Annotated in this window: 20 protein-coding genes; 8 read left to right on the top strand and 12 right to left on the bottom strand. The window is 34.2% G+C overall.

The window, feature by feature from the left end; translation table 11 throughout:
* Positions 1-7: 7 nt before the first annotated feature.
* From B3C18_RS13200 to B3C18_RS13175, 6 genes are all read left to right on the top strand, one after another.
* Complete coding sequence (locus B3C18_RS13200; protein WP_291147507.1) at positions 8-1,480, top strand: glycoside hydrolase family 30 protein; 1,473 nt, start codon at positions 8-10, stop codon at positions 1,478-1,480.
* Between the two features lie 29 nt (positions 1,481-1,509).
* Positions 1,510-3,267 carry a cellulase family glycosylhydrolase gene (locus tag B3C18_RS13195; RefSeq protein ID WP_291147505.1) on the top strand — a complete coding sequence of 586 codons (1,758 nt, stop codon included), beginning with the start codon at positions 1,510-1,512 and terminating at the stop codon, positions 3,265-3,267.
* Between the two features lie 6 nt (positions 3,268-3,273).
* Complete coding sequence (locus B3C18_RS13190; RefSeq protein ID WP_291147502.1) at positions 3,274-4,356, top strand: glycoside hydrolase family 16 protein; 1,083 nt, start codon at positions 3,274-3,276, stop codon at positions 4,354-4,356.
* 73 nt (positions 4,357-4,429) lie between these two features.
* Positions 4,430-5,269 carry an endonuclease/exonuclease/phosphatase family protein gene (locus B3C18_RS13185; protein WP_291147500.1) on the top strand — a complete coding sequence of 280 codons (840 nt, stop codon included), beginning with the start codon at positions 4,430-4,432 and terminating at the stop codon, positions 5,267-5,269.
* A 2-nt stretch (positions 5,270-5,271) separates the two neighbouring features.
* A complete protein-coding gene (locus B3C18_RS13180; protein ID WP_291147498.1) occupies positions 5,272-6,696 on the top strand; it encodes a glycoside hydrolase family 30 protein in 1,425 nt (474 codons plus the stop codon).
* Between the two features lie 14 nt (positions 6,697-6,710).
* Positions 6,711-8,939 carry a glycoside hydrolase family 3 N-terminal domain-containing protein gene (locus B3C18_RS13175; RefSeq protein ID WP_291147496.1) on the top strand — a complete coding sequence of 743 codons (2,229 nt, stop codon included), beginning with the start codon at positions 6,711-6,713 and terminating at the stop codon, positions 8,937-8,939.
* Positions 8,940-8,989: 50 nt separating this feature from the next.
* On the opposite strand, the gene B3C18_RS13170 is transcribed toward B3C18_RS13175, so the two are convergent.
* Positions 8,990-9,247 carry a hypothetical protein gene (locus tag B3C18_RS13170; protein ID WP_056208019.1) on the bottom strand — a complete coding sequence of 86 codons (258 nt, stop codon included), beginning with the start codon at positions 9,245-9,247 and terminating at the stop codon, positions 8,990-8,992.
* Between the two features lie 287 nt (positions 9,248-9,534).
* Here B3C18_RS13170 and B3C18_RS13165 point away from each other — a divergent pair, with 287 nt between their 5' ends.
* Both B3C18_RS13165 and B3C18_RS13160 read left to right on the top strand, forming a co-directional pair.
* The gene (locus tag B3C18_RS13165) at positions 9,535-10,290 is read left to right on the top strand and encodes an NUDIX hydrolase (protein ID WP_291147493.1); all 756 of its coding nucleotides are present in this window, start codon (positions 9,535-9,537) and stop codon (positions 10,288-10,290) included.
* Positions 10,291-10,319: 29 nt separating this feature from the next.
* Positions 10,320-10,643 (top strand): MmcQ/YjbR family DNA-binding protein, encoded by a 324-nt coding sequence (locus B3C18_RS13160; RefSeq protein WP_291147491.1) that lies wholly within the window; start codon positions 10,320-10,322, stop codon positions 10,641-10,643.
* A gap of 2 nt (positions 10,644-10,645) precedes the next feature.
* On the opposite strand, the gene B3C18_RS13155 is transcribed toward B3C18_RS13160, so the two are convergent.
* From B3C18_RS13155 to B3C18_RS13105, 11 genes are all read right to left on the bottom strand, one after another.
* Positions 10,646-11,254, bottom strand: a complete 609-nt coding sequence (locus tag B3C18_RS13155; protein ID WP_291147489.1) for an alpha-ketoglutarate-dependent dioxygenase AlkB family protein — start codon at positions 11,252-11,254, stop codon at positions 10,646-10,648.
* Positions 11,241-11,486 (bottom strand): Ada metal-binding domain-containing protein, encoded by a 246-nt coding sequence (locus B3C18_RS13150; RefSeq protein ID WP_180856335.1) that lies wholly within the window; start codon positions 11,484-11,486, stop codon positions 11,241-11,243. The genes B3C18_RS13155 and B3C18_RS13150 overlap by 14 nt, the downstream gene beginning before the upstream one ends.
* Positions 11,487-11,724: 238 nt before the next feature.
* A complete protein-coding gene (locus tag B3C18_RS13145) occupies positions 11,725-12,438 on the bottom strand; it encodes a 2OG-Fe(II) oxygenase (RefSeq protein WP_291147486.1) in 714 nt (237 codons plus the stop codon).
* A 198-nt stretch (positions 12,439-12,636) separates the two neighbouring features.
* A complete protein-coding gene (locus tag B3C18_RS13140) occupies positions 12,637-13,485 on the bottom strand; it encodes a bifunctional helix-turn-helix domain-containing protein/methylated-DNA--[protein]-cysteine S-methyltransferase (RefSeq protein WP_291147484.1) in 849 nt (282 codons plus the stop codon).
* Positions 13,486-13,767: 282 nt separating this feature from the next.
* A complete protein-coding gene (locus B3C18_RS13135) occupies positions 13,768-14,232 on the bottom strand; it encodes a GNAT family N-acetyltransferase (protein WP_291147482.1) in 465 nt (154 codons plus the stop codon).
* A 12-nt stretch (positions 14,233-14,244) separates the two neighbouring features.
* Positions 14,245-15,198 (bottom strand): Fic family protein, encoded by a 954-nt coding sequence (locus B3C18_RS13130; RefSeq protein WP_291147553.1) that lies wholly within the window; start codon positions 15,196-15,198, stop codon positions 14,245-14,247.
* A 41-nt stretch (positions 15,199-15,239) separates the two neighbouring features.
* On the bottom strand, positions 15,240-15,572 hold the full coding sequence (locus tag B3C18_RS13125; protein WP_291147480.1) for a DMT family transporter: 333 nt from the start codon (positions 15,570-15,572) through the stop codon (positions 15,240-15,242).
* A gap of 42 nt (positions 15,573-15,614) precedes the next feature.
* Positions 15,615-15,899: a hypothetical protein gene (locus tag B3C18_RS13120; protein ID WP_173969226.1), complete on the bottom strand. Its 285-nt coding sequence runs from the start codon at positions 15,897-15,899 to the stop codon at positions 15,615-15,617.
* 32 nt (positions 15,900-15,931) lie between these two features.
* Positions 15,932-16,501, bottom strand: a complete 570-nt coding sequence (locus B3C18_RS13115) for a hypothetical protein (protein ID WP_291147476.1) — start codon at positions 16,499-16,501, stop codon at positions 15,932-15,934.
* 267 nt (positions 16,502-16,768) lie between these two features.
* The gene (locus tag B3C18_RS13110; RefSeq protein ID WP_291147474.1) at positions 16,769-19,087 is read right to left on the bottom strand and encodes a patatin-like phospholipase family protein; all 2,319 of its coding nucleotides are present in this window, start codon (positions 19,085-19,087) and stop codon (positions 16,769-16,771) included.
* A gap of 215 nt (positions 19,088-19,302) precedes the next feature.
* Positions 19,303-19,522, bottom strand: a 220-nt coding sequence (locus B3C18_RS13105) for an adenosylhomocysteinase (RefSeq protein WP_291147472.1), incomplete at its 5' end; no start/stop codon positions are given.

Here is a 19,522-nt window from a genome sequence, read left to right as displayed (position 1 = left end):
ATTAAAAATGAAACTAAATTTTAAAAACACTATAAAAATATTGTTCTTTTCAATGGCAGTATTTTCTCAGGTAAAATGCTCTACATCAAATGACGCAGTTGACCCTGTGGTAAATCCACCAGTTGTAAACCCGCCAGTAGTAGTAACAAACGATGTTGATTTTTGGTTAACTAAAGGAGATCAAAGCGTATTATTAGCAAAACAAAGTGGAACATTAGGATTTGGTACAATACCAAATTCATATAATAATATTGAAGTTAATGCAGCACAAAAATATCAAACTGTAGATGGTTTTGGATACACATTAACCGGCGGAAGTGCTGATGTAATTAATCAGTTAACTGCGGCAAAGAAAAGTGCACTTCTACAAGAATTATTTGGTACTGGAGCTAATTCAATTGGAATTAGTTATTTAAGAATCAGTATTGGAGCGTCTGACTTAAATGCAACACCATTTACATATGATGATCTTGCAGCAGGCGAAACTGATTTGACTTTAGCAAAATTTAGTTTAGACAAAGACAAAGCAGGAGTAATTGCACTTTTAAAAGAAATCTTAGCGATTAACCCGAAGATTTTAATTTTAGGCTCACCTTGGTCAGCACCGCTTTGGATGAAAGATAAAGACAGTTTTATTGGAGGAAAATTGCAAACGCAATATTATGATGTCTATGCAAAATATTTTGTAAAATACATTCAGCAAATGAAAGCAGAAGGAATTACAATTGATGCAATAACTCCGCAAAACGAACCTTTACATGACGGAAATAATCCAAGTATGTATATGTCTGCAGCAGAGCAGGCTAACTTTATTAAAAACAATTTAGGGCCGGCTTTTAAAGCAGCAAATCTTAATGTAAAAATTATTGCTTACGATCATAATTGTGATAACCCAAATTATCCAAAAGCAATTTTGGCTGATGCCGATGCATTTCCATTCGTAGACGGATCAGCATTCCATTTATATGCCGGAGATATCAGTGCACTAAGTAATGTTTACAACTCTTACCCAACAAAAAATGTGTATTTCACAGAACAATGGACATCTTCAGCAGGAGATTTTGCAGGAGATTTAAAATGGCACACTCGAAATGTGGTTATTGGTTCGATGAGAAATTACAGTAAAAACGCATTAGAATGGAATTTAGCTAACGACGGAGCTTTTCAACCTCATACAAACGGCGGCTGCTCCATGTGTAAAGGTGCGTTGACCGTAACTTCAAGTGAAAACGTTCAACGAAATGTTGCCTATTATATTATTGCACACGCATCAAAATTTGTTCCTACAGGATCTATTAGAATTGCTAGTAATTCAAGCGGAAGTTTACAAAACGTTGCCTTTATAACACCATCTGGATCAAAAGTTTTAGTGGTAGTAAATGATTCATCAGTAAGTGAAATTTTCAATGTTAAATTCAATGATAAATGGATCACAACTTCTCTTGAGGCAGGAGCTGTTGGAACTTATACTTGGAAATAAAGTAAAGGCAAAGTAAAATTGATTTTCAAATGAAAAAAGCAATAATAGCATTACAGCTTTTGTTTTCTGTTACAATTTTTGGACAAGGATTTCTGCATAGAGACGGACAAAAAATTGTTGACGGAAACGGAAAGAACGTTATTCTAAGAGGCTTAGGTCTTGGCGGATGGATGGTTCAGGAAGGTTATATGTTACAAACACAGCCTTTTGCAAGCCCGCAATACCAAATCAAGCAAAAAATTGAAGAAGTTATTGGAGAACAGGGAACAAAGGAATTTTACGCAGCTTACAAAGCAAACGGAATCACGAAACGTGATATCGATTCGCTGGCAGCTTGGGGTTTCAATTCGATTCGTCTCCCAATGCATTATAATTTATATACGCCGCCAATTGAACAGGAAAAAAATGGAGAAATTACCTGGATAGAAGAAGGTTTCACCATAACAGATAATTTATTGAAATGGTGCGAAGCAAATAAAATCTATTTGATTTTAGACTTACACGCTGCGCCAGGCGGACAAGGAAATGACGCTGCAATTTCTGATTACGACACCACAAAACCATCATTATGGCAAAGTGAAGCTAATCAGAAAAAAATGATTGCTTTATGGAAAAAACTGGCTTCCAGATACAGAGACAGTCAGTGGCTTGGAGCTTATGATATTATCAACGAACCAAACTGGAATTTTACCGGATCAAATAAAAATGGCTGCGACGAAAACTCAAACGGACCTTTAAGAGACTTAATGGTTGCCGTTACAAAAGCAATTCGCGAAGTCGACACCAACCACTTAGTAATTATCGAAGGAAATTGCTGGGGAAATAACTACAATGGAGTTTTCCCTTTATGGGATGAAAACATGGCGTTGAGTTTCCACAAATATTGGAATTACAACGACAAAGAATCTATCCAGAAAATGCTGGATTACAGAACCCAATATAATGTTCCTATCTGGTTAGGAGAAAGCGGCGAAAACTCAAACGTTTGGTTTAAAGATGCTTTGACATTGGTAGAAACCAATAATATTGGATGGGCTTTTTGGCCAATGAAAAAAATCGAAAATATTGCTGGTGTGACTTCGGTAACTAAAATTCCGGAATATGATGTTTTACTGAAATACTGGAAAGACGGCGGTGAAAAACCATCGGCAGAATTTTCGAAAAAAACATTAATGAAAATGGCCGATAACTACAAAATGGAAAACGTAACCGTTAAACCAGATGTAATCGATGCGATGTTCAGACAAGTGCAGACAAACGATACAAAACCCTATAAAAAGCACACAATTCCCGGAAAAATAATTGCAACGCAATATGATTTGGGAACAAACGGATTTGCTTATTCTGATAAAGATTTTATCAATTACAGAGTCGCAACAGGAAATTTTGATCAATGGAATAAAGGAAATACAATGCGTAATGATGGTGTTGATATCCTGCCTTGTAAAGATGCCGGATCAAACGGTTATCAGGTTTCATTTATTGAAGATGGAGAATGGTTACAATTTACAGCACAAGTTAAAAAGCAAAATAAATACAATGTTGCCATTCGTTATTCAAGCGAAAACCTAGAAGGGCAGCTTCATTTAGAAACAGCAAATGGTATAAAATCAAAAACCATAACATTGCCTGTAACTGGTGGAAATGAAAAATGGAAAACTATTATTTTATCTGATGTAGAATTAAACACAGGAGAAAATAAAATAAAAGTAGTTTTTGAAAAAGGAGGATTCAATTTGAATTATCTGGATTTTTTGGATGGAAAAAAAAGTGTTTCTAAAAAATAAAAGCAAATGAAAAAATTTAAAAATATAATGAACAAAGCAGGTTTTCTAACCGCTATTTTACTTCTGATATTTCAATCTTGCAGCAGCAGTAACGATAGCTCAGATGGAGGTTCGGATAATCCTGCCCCATCAAACCTTACTATTCAGGTTGAAGTTGTGGGTAAAAATGCAGCAAATCCTGATGGAGATGGAAGCGGTAAAGTGAACTTAAAGATTAATGCAGCAAACGCAGTTTCGTATAAAGTTTTAATAGACAATCAGCTTAAAGAAATTTCAAACGGAGAACTTACCTACACATTTACAGGTTCGGGAACAAAATCTTATTCCATAATTGTTTCAGCTTACAATGCTGGAGGACAATTTATCAGTTCAACTTCTTCTGTAAATGTATATGTTGCCAGAAAAATACTTTGGGCAGATGAATTTGATGTAGATGGTGCTCCAAATACATCAAAATGGGGTTACAATACTGGAACCGGAAATGGCTGGGGAAATAACGAATTAGAATATTATACAACTCGTCCTGAAAATGTAATTATTTCAAATGGAACTCTAAAAATTAAAGCTATTAAAGAAGAGTATATGGGAAGCCATTATACATCGACAAGAATGCTTACAAAAGGAAAATTTTCATTTAAATACGGCAGAGCCGAAGTTCGTGCAAAATTACCAGTTGGTGGCGGAACATGGCCGGCATTCTGGATGTTAGGAGATAATATCGATACTGTGCCTTGGCCTGCTTGTGGTGAAGTCGATATTTTAGAATCAGTTGGAAATAATCCAAACGTGAATCACTCTTCATTGCATTCGCCTGGACGTTCAGGAAATACACCTGATACTAAAACGACAACAGTTCCTAATTCAGCGACAGAATTTCATATTTACGCTGCAGAGTGGAGTGCTGAAAGCATTAAGTTTTATGTAGATGACAATTTGTTTTATACCTATGTAAATTCAAGTTCAACACCATTTAATGCTAATTTTTTCCTGATTTTAAATTTAGCAATGGGAGGAAATTTTGGAGGAACAGTTGATCCAAATTTCACTAGTGCAACTTTCGAAGTTGATTATGTGAGAGTATATAATTAACATAAGTTTTAAATAAGTTTTTTTCTTTAAGGTTAGAGAAACACTAGCTTTACGGATTAAAAATTTAAAAATTATGAAAAAGACAAGTAAATTTATTTTAGTAGTATTCTTACTTTTTGTAAGTGTTTCATTTTATGGTCAAAATTTAAAAATCATGACCTACAACATTCGTTTAGATGTAGCATCAGACGGAGAAAATGCATGGCCGAAACGAAAAGATTATTTTACTTCTCAAATACAATTTTATGGTCCGGAAATTTTTGGAGTTCAGGAAGCAACCCCAAATCAAGTAATAGATATCGCAGCAGCTTTTCCAAATTATAACAGATTTGGAATAGGAAGAGAAGAAAACGGAACGGGAGAAGCGTGTACTATTTATTACAAAAAAGATCGTTTTAAGGTGCAGAATTCCAATACATTTTGGCTTTCAGAAACACCAAACGTAGTTTCAAGAGGCTGGGATGCAGCTTGTAACAGAGTTTGTACTTATGCACTTTTTACAGATCTAAAAACAAAAAAAACGTTCTGGGTTTTTAACCTGCATCTGGATCACATGGGTGAGGAAGCAAGAGTAAAAGGAGTACAGCTTGTTTTGAAAAAAATAAGTGAGTTAAACACAAAGAAATACCCGGCATTTTTAATGGGAGATTTTAATTCAGAACCGAATACGCCGCAAATTGGAGAAATAAAAAAAGTAATGGATGATACTAGAGATGTGTCAATAGAAAAACCTTTTGGACCATCAGGAACGTTTAATGATTTCAAACATAACGAGCCAGTTACATTATTGATTGACTATATTTTTATTTCAAAAAATAGCGGATTAAAAATTCAAAAACATGCAGTTTTAAGTGATTCTAAAGATTTAAAATATCCGTCAGATCATTTACCTGTTCTAATAGAAATAGATTAAAAATGAAAAACAGCAGCAAAAAACTTCAAATCTTACTTTTACTGCCGCTTATTGCGATGCAGATAAAATGCGGATCTTCAAAAAATGCAGTTGCCAATTCTGGAAAAGCAGAATCATGGATTACAACTACAGATGAATCTTCCAAACTTAAAAAACAGGACGATTTAGTTTTTAATACAGAAACTAATTCAAACCAAACCATTGAAGTAAATCCTTCTCAAAAATTTCAAACCATCGAAGGTTTCGGATTTTCGTTAACCGGAGGAAGCGCTCAGACAATTTTAAAACTGGATAAAGCAAAAAGAGAAGCATTGCTTCAGGAATTGTTTTCCAGAAAAAATGATGCAATTGGTTTAAGTTACCTGCGTATTAGTATTGGAGCTTCAGATTTGAATGAGAAAGTTTTTTCGTATGATGATATGCCGGAAGGACAAACAGATTTAAAACTGGAACATTTTAATCTTGGTCCAGATTTAAATGATGTTGTACCTTTGTTAAAAGAAATTTTAGCAATAAATCCAAAAATAAAAATTATGGGTTCTCCATGGTCACCTCCAGTTTGGATGAAAGACAACGGAAGCTCAAAAGGAGGAAGCCTGCAACCAAAATATTATGAGGTTTACGCTCAGTATTTTGTAAAATATATTCAGGCAATGAAATCTCACGGAATTGTTATTGATGCCATTACACCACAAAACGAGCCGTTGCATCCGGGAAATAATCCAAGTTTGTTAATGCTTGCAGAACAACAGGCAGATTTTATTGGAAATAATTTAGGGCCAGCTTTTAAAGCAGCAGGAATTAAAACTAAAATTATTGTTTACGATCATAACTGTAATAAACCAGAATATCCTTTAACTATTTTAAAAGATGCAAAAGCAAACCCTTTTGTTGCAGGTTCAGCATTTCACTTATACGAAGGAGATATTAGTGCATTAACAACAGTTCACGATGCATTTCCAAACAAAGATTTATATTTTACAGAACAATATACAGGATCAGGAAGCAGTTTTGAAAATGATTTAAAATGGAGTGTAAAAAATGTTGTAATTGGTTCAATGCGTAACTGGAGTAAAAATGCACTTTCGTGGGGATTGGCAAACGATGAATATTACAAACCATTTACACCAGGCGGATGTTCAACTTGTAAAGGAGCTTTAATGATCGATCAAGGTCAAAACATTAAGCGAGAAGTGGGGTATTATATTATTGGACATGCTTCTAAATTTGTTCCGGAAGGTTCAGTAAGAATTGGAAGTAATATTGTTGGAAACTTACACAACGCAGCTTTCAAAACACCATCGGGACAAATCGTTTTAATTGTAGAAAACGACGGAACTTCGGCAGAAACATTCAATATCAAATACAATCAAAAACAAACTTCAACTACATTAAACGCAGGTGCAGTAGCAACTTACGTTTGGTAACCAAAATCAAATTCATGAAAAAAATAACCACATTTGCTTTGTTGATGGCCGCGCTTTTTGCGACGGCACAGCAGCAGACAATAGATCAGAAAGTAAATGATCTGTTGAAGAAAATGACAATTGAAGAAAAAATTGGTCAGCTTAATCAATACACAGGAGACAATCAGGCAACAGGGCCAATTACAATAAACCCAAACAAACAAGCCGAAATCAAACAAGGTTTAATAGGTTCGATGCTAAACATCATCGGAACAAAATATACCAGACAATATCAGGAATTGGCCATGCAGTCAAGACTTAAAATTCCGTTGTTGTTTGGACAAGATGTTATTCACGGATATAAAACAACATTCCCGCTTCCGCTAGCCGAAGCAGCAAGCTGGGATTTACAAGCCATTGAATTAGCTGCCAGAGTTGCTGCAGAAGAAGCTTCTGCAAACGGAATTCACTGGACATTTGCTCCAATGGTAGACATTAGCCGTGACCCACGCTGGGGACGTGTAATGGAAGGTGCTGGAGAAGATACTTACCTAGGATCTAAAATTGCATATGCAAGAGTAAAAGGTTTTCAGGGAAATAAATTAGGAGATTTAAACTCTGTTATGGCCTGTGTAAAACACTTTGCAGCATATGGAGCAGGAGTTGGAGGTAGAGATTATAACTCAGTTGATATGAGCGAAAGAATGCTTCTTGAAACGTATTTACCGCCTTTTAAAGCCGCTTTAGATGCTGGAGCAGCAACATTTATGAATTCTTTTAATGATTTAAACGGAATTCCTGCAACTGGAAATTCACATTTACAAAGAGATATCTTAAAAGGAAAATGGAACTTTCAGGGATTCGTAGTTTCTGACTGGGGATCAATTGGAGAAATGGTAGCTCACGGTTATTCAAAAGACCTTAAAGAAGCTGCATATTCTGCAATTACTGCCGGAAGTGACATGGACATGGAAAGTAATGCATACCGATATAATTTAGCACAGTTAGTAAAAGAAGGCAGAGTTTCTATCGACTTGGTTGATGATGCTGTAAAACGTATTCTTCGCAAAAAATTTGAATTAGGTCTATTTGATGATCCTTATAGATATTCTGACGATAAAAGAGCGGAGAAAGTTTTGGCTAATCCGGCAAACAGAAAAGCGGCGCTTGAAGTAGCTCAAAAAAGTATCGTTTTATTGAAAAATGAAAACCAGACTTTACCAATTTCTAAAAGTGTAAAAACTATTGCATTCATTGGCCCAATGGTAAAAGAATACAAAGCCAATATGGGATTCTGGTCTGTTGAACTTCCAGATGTGAATTACGATAAATGGGTAGTTTCACAATGGGACGGTTTACAAAACAAAGTAGGTAAAAACACAAAATTGCTTTACGCAAAAGGCTGTGATATTACCGGAGATAATAAAGATGGTTTTGCCGAAGCAGTTGAAACAGCGAAACAAGCAGATGTAGTAATTTTGAGTATTGGTGAAAGACACGATATGAGCGGTGAAGCAAAAAGCCGTAGTAATATCAATTTACCAGGAGTTCAGGAAGATTTAGTAAAAGCAATTCAGGCAACAGGAAAACCAGTTATCGTTTTAATTAATGCAGGAAGACCTCTTATTTTTAATTGGACAGCAGATAACGTTCCTGCGATCGTATACACTTGGTGGTTAGGAACAGAAGCTGGAAACGCAATTGCAGATGTTTTATTTGGAGATTACAATCCGTCAGGGAAATTGCCAATAACTTTCCCTAGAGAAGTAGGTCAAATCCCAATTTATTACAATCATTTTAGTACAGGAAGACCAGCTAAAAATGAAGATTCAAAAAACTATGTTTCAGCATATATCGATTTAAAAAACTCTCCTAAATTTCCTTTCGGATACGGTTTGAGTTATACAAAGTTTGATTATTCAGGATTGAAATTATCTTCAACAAAAATCAAAAGCAGCGAAACAATTAAAGTTTCATTTCAACTATCAAATGTTGGAAAAGTTGCAGGAGAAGAAGTGGTTCAGCTATATTTAAAAGACAAATTTGGATCAGTAGTTCGTCCGGTTTTAGAACTAAGAGATTTCCAAAAAGTGAAATTAAATGCAGGAGAAACTAAAACAATCGAATTTACAATCGACAAAGAAAAACTTTCTTTCTATAATGATAAGTTAGAATGGACGGCAGAGCCTGGAGATTTTGAAGTGCTGATAGGAGCTTCGTCAGCAGATATTAAACTAAAATCAGATTTTGAATTAGTACAGTAATATAGAATGTCAATTAAAATTGGCGTTATGGATTTTATAAAGGTTTTGAATTATTTCAAAACAGTATGTATAAAATCCATAGCGCCAATTCCTTTATAAGATGCATACAAAGCTTTATCAAAAGCTTCGCGTTTTGCTTTTTTATCTTTAGCCTCAGTTTTAACGATCATTTCGTTAAAAATTCTTTCTTGTTCTTCGCTGTATTTTAGCGAAGCCTCTAAAAGGTAAGTCTTAGAAACAAATCCGAATGAAGTCCAGATTTTGGATCTAATTTTTTTGTTTATATTTTTTAGCGGATTGACACTCATAATCTCGTTTATTAAATTTCAATTCTCTATTTATTTGAAGAATACAAAATTAAACATTTGTAATCTTTTTCTTTCTTAATTTTTAATATTTAACAATTCCTTAATCAAATGTGTTATTATGACGCAATGTACTTATTTTTTCAATTCATTTCGTAATTTTAACTAAAATTGTGATTTGCACACTTTTGATTTTTCAATGTCTGCTTATTTAATAAAGACGTACTTTTTATAAAAATGTAACAGTTTTTGAAAAATAAAAGTAAATTGCAAGTTTAATAAGAACTTAAATGCTGAAATTTATTATAGAAAATAACGAAAATTACCAGCCAGGACTTTCCATAGATTGCGTCATTTTTGGGTTTCATGATAATCAATTAAAAGTCTTGCTGATTAAAGTTCCGCATAGTGAAAAGTGGTCTTTACCGGGCGGATTTATTCCGATAGATCAGGATATTGATACAGCAGCAGTGACCATTTTAAACGAAAGAACCGGAGTAGAAGGTGTTTTTTTAAGACAGTTTGCAGCATTTGGAAAAATTAAACGGAATGATGATCATTTTGGGAAAGCGGTTCTAAAATATTTAGATATCGATCCCGAAAAAGGCAAATGGCTGACACGACGTTTTGTGACCATTGGTTATTATGCTTTAGTCGATTTTTTAAAAATTGTTCCAGTCCGAACAAGTTCTTCTGAAGTAATTGAATGGATTGATCATAAAGAAGTTCCAGAACTCATTTTAGATCACAAAGAAATTCTTGATAAAGCTCTCGATACATTAAGGACAGAATTAAATTTAATGCCTGTTGGATATAATTTATTACCGGAAAAATTTACAATGCCGGAACTGCAAAAATTGTATGAAACAATTCTGGACAAAAAACTTGACAGAAGAAATTTTATGCGAAAAATAACCAACATCGGAATTCTGAATAAATTGGATGAAAAGAAAAATAATGTAGCACACAAAGCTCCAAACTTATATTCTTTTGATAAAGAAAAATACGATGAAGTTTTAAAAAATGGTTTGAATCAAGGCTGGTAAATGAAGATTTAATTTTAAAATTTACAATTATGGTTTCTATTGAAGATTTTAGAAAATCGGCTTTATCCTTTGAAAATGCAGTTGAAGAACCACATTTTGAGAAAACCTCTTTTAGGATAAACAAAAAGATATTCGCCACTTTTGACGAAAAAAATAATCGAGCCGTTTTAAAATTAAACGAAATTGATCAATCTGTTTTTTGTGCATCCAGTGAAATGATTTTTTATCCAATTCCAAATAAATGGGGAAAACAAGGCTGGACAATTGTAGAACTTTCTAAAGTTCGGTCAGAAATGTTTGAAGATGCTTTAAGGCTTTCCTACCAAAACGTGGCTCCAAAAAAGAAGAAATAAATCTACCTTATAATAGTTCTAAAAGTCAAATTTACTCTTGGTTTTTGAGTGGTTTTTGTTGGCGGTAAGCGATGCAGCCAATATGTCTGCGTTTCATCTTTCATAACCAATAAACTTCCATGTTGTAAAATCAAAGAAACCGTTTCTTTAGTTTCTTTATGTTTGAAAGCAAACTTTCTTTCAGCACCAAAACTTACAGAACCAATGGCACCATTCTTTTTCAAATCTTTCTCGGCATCGCTGTGCCAAGCCATTCCTTCCTCGCCAGAATGATATAAGTTTAATAAACAAGAATTAAAGGTTTCTCCCGTTTCATCTTCAATTATTTTCTTTAATTCCAATAATTCCTTTGTCCACGGAAGTGCTTTTTTTGTAGTATTCGAATACGTATATTCAAATTCCTTATCGCCGTACCAAGCCACTTTTCTTTTAGTCAAAATTAATTTTCCAAAGATTATGGCTTCATCATTTTTCCATTCAATTGTATTCAATAAAACATCCAAATAATGATTAGAATCTTCTCTCGAAAACAATTTTCCGAAGTAATTTACAGTTCCATCTTTTGGAAGCAAGTTTGTTGTTTCGTTTATTTCAGGATTAAATAAGTCCATTTTTCCAATTTAAATATTCAGGTTTCATACAATGTCCGCAAGGTCTGAAACCATTTTGTTTTGCTTCATTTTCAGAAGAAAAGAAAACCCGATTTTCACGTTTCATTCTTTTTCCCGAAGAACATTTCAGTGTTCCATAAATTTTTAGTTTCCGGTTGCCGCCGAAACAAATCTCCGCATTTTTAATTTTATTCCGAAGATCTGAATCTGAAATTTTATTGTGTTCGATCATAATTTTACCACATTTTATACTGTAGAGACGCACAGCAGTGCGTCTACGCGAAGATTGTCGACACAGATTGAATACGTGACATTAACGCACTGTATATGATGTTTTTTGCGACAGATTAAAGGATTAAAAATCTGTTTAAATCTGTGAAATCTGCGTGAGAAATTGCCTTTCTTTTTTTGATTCACGTTGCGTAGACGCACTGCTGTGCGTCTCTACAGATATTGCATGTCTATAAATTTTACGATAATGCATCATGAAAAATAATTCCTAACGTATATCTCTCACCAGAATGAATTTCGCTTACCCCATGTTTCATATTCACCCGATAATAACCTTTTGTGCCTTTTACAGGTCTAAAATTGGTTGTAAAAACCAAAATATCTCCTTTCTTAGGTTTTAAAACAATTGCTTTCGATTGTGCTCTCGGCGTTTGCTGTGTCAAGACAAATTCACCTCCGGTAAAATCTTCATCTGGTTCAGAAAGAAAAAGCACAATTTGAATAGGGAAATAAATATCTCCATATAAATCCTGATGTAAAGTATTGAAACCGCTTTTTCCATATTTTAAAATTAAAACAGTTGCTTTTAATTGATTATTATCGTGACATTGTTTTAATAATGCTGAATGTTTATCAGGAAAAATGGTATTGATATTCAAAGCTTTCATCCAAGCATTTGCAATTGGAGCCAATTTAGGATAAATCGAAGAACGTATATTTTGAATTAAATCGGGCAGGGGATAATTGAAATATTTGTATTCACCCAAACCAAATCGATAACGTTCCATAACAACCGTTTTTCGATATAAATTTGGATTATCATAATCGAATTTTAAATCTTCACATTGTTCGTTATTGAGTATACTCGGAATAATAGCAAAGCCATTTTCATGCATAGATTCGGTGATGCTTTCCCAATTAAGAGAAGCAATTTTTGATTGTATATTTTGCATAATAATTTTAGATAGGATTAAATGCCAAAGAATTTTTTGCGCATTTTTTTATTGTAGAGACGCACAGCAGTGCGTCTAACGTGACGTATTGCCACGAAGATTTTTGTCGACAATCTTTGTGTAGACGCACTGTTGTGCGTCTCTACGATATACTTTGTGTTGAAAATATTATATCAATCGTAACAATTGATAATAACTTTAGATTATTGGATTTATCTGCGCGCCTTCCCAACCAATAATAGCCGTTTTACGGGTGTTTCCCCACATATAACCGCCAAAGGTTCCTGAAGACTGAATAACACGATGACATGGAATTAGAAAAGCAACTGGATTGCTGCCAATCGCAGTTCCGACAGCTCTTGACGCATTTGGTTTCTCAATTTGTTGCGCAATCGAACCGTAAGTAGAAAGTTGTCCCATTGGGATTTTTAGTAATGTTTCCCAAACTTTCAATTGAAAATCGGTGCCTTTTAAGTGCAGTTTAATTTCAGACAATTTACTCCAATCGTTTTGGAAAATAAATAAAGCATTTTGTTGTGATAAATCTAGTTTTCGTGAGAATGATGCATTTGGGAATTTGGTTTTTAAATCCTGAAATCCGGTTTCTTCATCTTCGGCGAAAGCCATAAAACAAACTCCTTTATTGGTAGAAGCAACAATGATATTCCCAAACGGACTTTCGGCAAAACTGAAATTAATTTCGAGATTTTTACCGCCATTTTTATATTCGGCGGGAGTCATTCCTTCGATATTTACAAATAAATCATGAAGTCGGCTTGTTCCGGATAATCCTGTATCAAAAGCGGCGTCAGATAAAGTGGCTTTGTTTTCTTTGAGGATTTTTTTGGCGTGTTCGACACTAATATATTGCAAAAACTTTTTCGGGCTTGTTCCTGCCCATTCGGTAAACAAGCGCTGAAAGTGAAACGGACTTAAATGCACTTTCTCGGCAACCTCATCTAAGTTGGGTTGTTCCTTAAAGTTAACTTTGATATAATCGATCGCATCGGCTATTCGATTATAATTGATGTTTTCCTGTGTGTTCATTTTCGTTCAATTTTATAATGCAAATATCGATTGGTTTTTGCGGGCATAAAATCCGAAACTTGCTGTCTTTTTTTTAACCGCAAAGTACGCTAAGGTTTACGCAAAGTACGCTAAGGTTTACGCAAAGTACGCTATGTTTTTTGCTCGTAAAGACGCTAAGGCGCAAAGTTTTTTTTCAATATTGTCACTTTGAGCGAAGTCGAAGGGCACAAAGTACGTTCATAAAGATTGACTTAAATTTTAAAATAGAACTTTGCGATTCTGCGTCTTTGCGAGAGATTATTACAATAAATGCTTCTCCATTTTGTAATTAATCAATTCAACGCCTAATCTTATGTTTTTTTGTTCTGCTTTTACAATATATCCTTTCTTTTCGAAGAATGGTTTTGCGGTTATGCTAATATCTGATGTTATGATTTTTGAATTGTGATTTTTCGCCTCAAGTTCAAGTTCAGTTAAAAGTTTATCGGCAATTCCTTGTCGTTGAAAATCTTTATGTATGTAGAAGAAATCAATATAATTTCCATCTTTTAAAGTTCCGAAACCAGCGATTTGATCTTTAATGATGGCTAATAAAACAAATTGTGTTTCGATAACTTCTGTCCACCGCTCGGTATTGTTTACACCGGAGCTCCAGGCTTCTCTTTGCGCAACATTATAATCGTCTTTGCATACAGATTGTATGGTTTCGATATACAATTGCTGCATTTCTTTCAAATCTGAAATTTTGGCTTTTTGAAAAATCATTTGTTTTTTGAATTACGCGATACTGTATTTTGCAGTACTCTGATTTCCTGTAATATTTAATATTTTCAGTTCGACACCTTTTTTTAAATCTCTACTGGCAGTTGCTGCAGAAATATCTTTAAATATGTTCATATAATCTTTTCGGGTAAATACTTTAATTCCTAGAGAACAAAAGTATTCTAATCTATCAATGTCCCGGAGTGTTCTGTTGTTGTAATTCAATAAACCATTTAATGACTTATTAATTACATCGAGCATATATTCAATAAAATGAGTAGATTTTCCTGTATTATCGCTTAGTGCAAGAGATTTATAATAATCATCTTGAGTTTGACTAATTAAAGTTTCAAAAGGTAAAAATTCAAAAACCGGATATTCCTGCATTAAAATTACAGTTTGCCATAATCTTCCCATTCTTCCATTTCCATCAAGAAAGGGATGAATAAATTCCATTTCATAATGAAAAACACAGCTCTTAATTAGGGTTAATTCGTTTTTATTATTTAAATATTCAAATAAGTCATTCATTAAAAAAGGAACATTATCATACGGAGGAGCAATGTGAGCAACTTTTGATCCTTTAACGATTCCAACGCCTTGTTTTCTGTATTTTCCCGGATCAATTATTAAATCTTTCATTAATAATTCATGGGCTTTCAGAAAGCTTTTTGCAGAGGTAGATTTATATTGATCTAATTTTTCATAAACTTTAATAGCATTTAGAACTTCTAACACATCTTTTTGTGGACCAATAATTCTCTTATTTTCTATTAAAGCGGTTATTTGTTCTTCTGTTAATGTATTACCTTCAATTTGTAAAGACGAGTGAATTGTTTTAATTCGATTTTGTTTTCTTAATTGAGGAGATTGTTTATCAAGATATATAGCGTTTATTGCACCGATCTTTTCAGATATAGCGCTTACCAGCATTAATATTGCAGGAGTAATGTCATAAGGAGGCTTCATGATAGTATCATTTGATACTATCAAAAGTAATTATTTTTGATTTAATGCGCCGTAGTTTTAGAAAAAACATTAATTACAATAACGCCAATTATAATTAAACTCAATCCGATTATAGCGGGTAAATCAGGTATTTCTTTGAAGAATATTGCGCCAATAGTAGTAATTAATACAATACCAACTCCAGACCAAATGGCATAAGCAAATCCGACAGGAATGGTTCTGATAGCAAAACTTAAAAAGTAAAATGCAGCAAAATATCCTATAAGTGTAATAATACTTGGGACAAGCTGAGTAAATTGTTCGGACTTTTTTAATGCGGTTGTTGCGATGATTTCGAAAATAATAGCAATGAATAAAAATAAAAAGTTCTTCATGATTGACGTTTTTTACAAAGTTACTTTTTTCATGAGATTTATTTACCTCAGATGAATTTCTAATTCTTTGTTTTTTGCCTCATCAAAACAGTCGGCACATAACATTTTAAAATCGGCATTGGTTTTAAAAACGTCAGTCCATTCTTCGCCGTTATCCAATAGCCATTGTTCGCATGCTCCGCACCAGGCAATTTGCGGGAGATCTTCTTCGGCTTCTGAATAATAAAAGCCTACTTTTTCTTTTTCGTCTAATGCCATTGCAATATGTATGCAGGTAAAAGACATGTCTTTAGAACCGTGTTGGTCGCATAAAACTTTCTCAATCATATTTGTATTGTTCTGAAATTGTAAAAGAGGTATTATTTTTTCTTGTCTTGTTTTTCTTTTTCTTTTTTAGCTTTTTCCTCTTCTTTTAATCTTTTTTCTTCTTCTTTGGCCTTTTTCTCCTCTTCGTGTTTTTTCTCTAATTCCTCTTTTTTGACTTTATCGGCCTGTATCTGGTTTTGTAAATCCTGAATTTTATTGGAACTTTTTTCGATTTCGGTTTTTGATTGGCTTATTTTTTCTTCGGACTTGGCAACTTCTTTTTTAGATTTTTCGATAGCTTTTAAAGTGGTTGCATTAGTATCAGTATTGGTTTCTAGGACTTTTAGTTCCTCGTTTTTTGTTTTTAAATCAGCTTCTCTTTGTTTTGCTTTTTCCTGAAGTTTTGTGCGTTTTTTTTCTTCTTTAGCTAATTTCGATTCTTTGGTTTCGATGTTGTTCATCATGGTTGCCAGAGCGCGTTGTTGCTGTTGCTGCTGCAAAAACATCTGATTTTGTTGTCTTAACATTGCATTCGAGGCTTGCATTTGTCTTTGCATGCTAGATTGTGCATTGGCAAAAAAAGGCAACAGTAATAATAGGATTAAAGTAAGGCGTGTTCTCATAGGTAGGTTTTGGATATTGGGGATTTGAATTTCAAATGTAAAACTTAAACTTAAGAATATACTGAATATCTGATTAAAATTGTTGTTCTTGATTTACGTGAGCGTGAGGGATAGGAGCAGGCTACCGAAGTAGCGTGGATAGCCCGACAGCGTCCCGGTAAGAGGGCGTATAAGCGCAAAGTAAGTTGCCCTCTTGACGGGATGGTGGCACGCCCAACTTATTTTTAGATTTCTGAGTTTAGATTTTAGATTGAAAGGGGAGCTTATTTATGGATTGAGCGATAATCCTACGCTGAAAAACAGTCTTACTTTGTCGATATTATTGATCCATGAAGTATCGAAATGTATAGGGCCTAAAATGGATTGATAGGAAATTGCAGCGCCTCCGGATATTACAAGGCTAGGGTCGAAACCATCATCCCATTTTCCTTTTGGACTAAAGGCTTTGTTGATGTATTTATCGAAAGATTCAAAACCAACGGTTGCGATATTAAAATGGGGAGTCAGGTAAATTTTGCCCATAAGATTGATCTGAGAAGCTAGTTTTAAGCCCATATATTGCGAAACATTGAGCTCGTCTTCGTGCAGGCCGGGAAACGAAAAACGATTGCTACCGGAGCTTGGTATGATGCCGCCTAAGAAATATTTTGAGGCATAACCAAAATCTGAATAAGGGATTTGATCGTCTTTGTATTTATCCTCAAAAATAAAATAAGAATCGAACCCAACGATTCCTGTAATTTTCTTTCGTAAAAGTGCTCTTTTTTGATAACTGAAACCAAATTTTGTATAACCATTGGTTGCGCCAGATATGCTTGAATGCTCAGGATCGTTAAAAGAGGTGTAGACATCTGTTAGCAATGATCGGGTGATATTGGCTTTCATAATTGTTCCGTTTTCAGCAAAGAAAACTTTATCCATATCATTGTAAGCATAGTGCGCATTTATTTCTATAGTATTTAAATTATAATTAGAAATGTTGGGAGAGTTGGGATTGTATTCTCTGTCGTATTTTGGTTTTAGATTAGAATATTGATAGTGTAAGCCATAACCAAAATAGCTTTTAAGGGAGTTTATATTTCTGTTGATTTCATTAGTAAATTCGACAGAATTATACAGTACGTTATCTGAAGCTTTACCATTAAAGAAGATTTCTTGTCTTAATAAGGCTCCATAAAGTTCAGATGACCACCACCAATCTCGGTTTCCTCCAAAATTTTTCTGATAATTGATTCTTGCTTTGGGTTGTTCGGCGATATCGATTGTTACCAGAAGGCGGGATGCTCTGGCGAGAACATTTCTGGCGGTGTAATTAAAAATGATTCCAACGCCTCGATACGTGTCATAATGAACCGATGTATTCAGTTGGTTTTTGGCACGTTCGTGGCCAAAGATGGTAACACCTAATTTATTATCGTCTTTGATGAAATAGTTGTACGTAATCTCGTCAAAAAGATTGGTACCCATTGCTCTGTTAATACCTGCTATTAAATCTTGTGTGGTGTATTTTACATGTGTTTTAAGATTTATTCTTCCTAATACCAGCGCAAGGTTCTCCGGACTGATTTTTTTGTATACAATCGTATCCAGAATAATTTCTGAAGGCATGTGTGGTAATTCGTGAACTCGTTGCTGATATCCTTTTAATTTTTCGGATAATGCGACTAAAGCCGGAAGATTTTCGTTGGTTGCAATTTTACCATCTTTATAGATTTCGGCACTATCTGAAAAGTCTGCCGTCGAAAAACGAAGGTTCGGCATGTGATCTACTAAAATGTCGCAGAGTTTTCTATTAGCAGGATTTTTAATGTTGCTCGGGAACATACTGGTTTGTGTCAGTATGGTTAAAACATTGTTCAGTTTATCTATGGGCTCTAATCCGCCACCAACGTCACTGCCAATAATAATGTCAGCACCCATTTGTTTGGCAACATCTGTAGGGAAATTATTCAAAACCCCTCCGTCAACCAAAACTGTTTTTTCGTACGACATAGGTTTAAAAATAGCCGGCAGAGACATACTGGCTCTCATGGCATAAGCTAAGCTTCCTTTGCTTAAAATAACCTCTTTTCCTTCAGACAAATCGGTAGCCATGGCTCTAAACGGAATAGGCAGGCTGTCAAAATCTCTAATGTTATATACCGGATACGTTAATTCAGAAAGATATTCTCTTAAATTTTGGTCATTTAATAAAGAGCCAATACTGTTAAGTTTTTTGTTTTTAATCCCAATTCCGACTAAATACCGCTGAAACTCTCTTTTTTCTTCTACGCTTACAGATCGCAGTGATTGGCCTCCGCCAAGTAATTTATCCCAATTAATGTTTTTGGTTAATTTTTCGATACTATCACCAGAATATCCCATTGCGTACAAACCTCCTATAATACTTCCCATACTGTTACCCACAATAAGGTCTGGAACGATATGAAGAGAATCCAGTTTTTGCAAAAGCGGAATGTGTGCAATTCCTTTTGCACCGCCACCACTTAGCACTAAAACAACTTTAGGCTTTTTTTCCTGCGAAAAAATTACGTGCGGAAGACACAACAAAAACAATAAGACGAATAAATAAGATGTTTTTTTCAAGAGTACAGTTTTTATGTAGTTGAGAAATAGTAACTTATTCTGATTCTTAAAATTAAGGAGTTATTCTTTAAAAAGTATGTTTTTTATAGAAATCTTTTTTTATCCGGAAATAAGTCTCTCATTTTTAAAAACAAAACCCGACAAGTTTTAAAAACCTGTCGGGTTTGATATGTAATTAAAGAAATCTAAAATCAGAAATCTTCAATCTAAAATTACTAGTATCTGTAGTATTCTGGTTTGAATGGACCTTCAACCGGAACACCAATATAAGCAGCCTGATCGTCACGTAAAGTTTCCAATTCAACTCCTAATTTAGCTAAGTGCAAAGCAGCAACTTTTTCATCTAAATGTTTTGGTAACATGTAAACGTCATTGTTGTAAGCAGCGCTGTTTTTCCATAATTCGATTTGTGCCAAAGTTTGGTTTGTAAATGAG

The sequence above is a fragment of the Flavobacterium sp. UBA7680 genome, from assembly GCF_002482975.1.
Classification (GTDB): domain Bacteria; phylum Bacteroidota; class Bacteroidia; order Flavobacteriales; family Flavobacteriaceae; genus Flavobacterium.
Note: the sequence above shows the minus strand (reverse complement) of the source record. Positions and strands in the feature narration are given on the sequence as shown.

Coding starts and splice junctions, on each gene's coding strand:
- B3C18_RS13200 (WP_291147507.1), top strand. CDS start 8: ATGAAACTAAATTTTAAAAACACTATAAAAATATTGTTCTTTTCAATG.
- B3C18_RS13195 (WP_291147505.1), top strand. CDS start 1,510: ATGAAAAAAGCAATAATAGCATTACAGCTTTTGTTTTCTGTTACAATT.
- B3C18_RS13190 (WP_291147502.1), top strand. CDS start 3,274: ATGAAAAAATTTAAAAATATAATGAACAAAGCAGGTTTTCTAACCGCT.
- B3C18_RS13185 (WP_291147500.1), top strand. CDS start 4,430: ATGAAAAAGACAAGTAAATTTATTTTAGTAGTATTCTTACTTTTTGTA.
- B3C18_RS13180 (WP_291147498.1), top strand. CDS start 5,272: ATGAAAAACAGCAGCAAAAAACTTCAAATCTTACTTTTACTGCCGCTT.
- B3C18_RS13175 (WP_291147496.1), top strand. CDS start 6,711: ATGAAAAAAATAACCACATTTGCTTTGTTGATGGCCGCGCTTTTTGCG.
- B3C18_RS13170 (WP_056208019.1), bottom strand. CDS start 9,247: ATGAGTGTCAATCCGCTAAAAAATATAAACAAAAAAATTAGATCCAAA.
- B3C18_RS13165 (WP_291147493.1), top strand. CDS start 9,535: ATGCTGAAATTTATTATAGAAAATAACGAAAATTACCAGCCAGGACTT.
- B3C18_RS13160 (WP_291147491.1), top strand. CDS start 10,320: ATGGTTTCTATTGAAGATTTTAGAAAATCGGCTTTATCCTTTGAAAAT.
- B3C18_RS13155 (WP_291147489.1), bottom strand. CDS start 11,254: ATGGACTTATTTAATCCTGAAATAAACGAAACAACAAACTTGCTTCCA.
- B3C18_RS13150 (WP_180856335.1), bottom strand. CDS start 11,486: ATGATCGAACACAATAAAATTTCAGATTCAGATCTTCGGAATAAAATT.
- B3C18_RS13145 (WP_291147486.1), bottom strand. CDS start 12,438: ATGCAAAATATACAATCAAAAATTGCTTCTCTTAATTGGGAAAGCATC.
- B3C18_RS13140 (WP_291147484.1), bottom strand. CDS start 13,485: ATGAACACACAGGAAAACATCAATTATAATCGAATAGCCGATGCGATC.
- B3C18_RS13135 (WP_291147482.1), bottom strand. CDS start 14,232: ATGATTTTTCAAAAAGCCAAAATTTCAGATTTGAAAGAAATGCAGCAA.
- B3C18_RS13130 (WP_291147553.1), bottom strand. CDS start 15,198: ATGAAGCCTCCTTATGACATTACTCCTGCAATATTAATGCTGGTAAGC.
- B3C18_RS13125 (WP_291147480.1), bottom strand. CDS start 15,572: ATGAAGAACTTTTTATTTTTATTCATTGCTATTATTTTCGAAATCATC.
- B3C18_RS13120 (WP_173969226.1), bottom strand. CDS start 15,899: ATGATTGAGAAAGTTTTATGCGACCAACACGGTTCTAAAGACATGTCT.
- B3C18_RS13115 (WP_291147476.1), bottom strand. CDS start 16,501: ATGAGAACACGCCTTACTTTAATCCTATTATTACTGTTGCCTTTTTTT.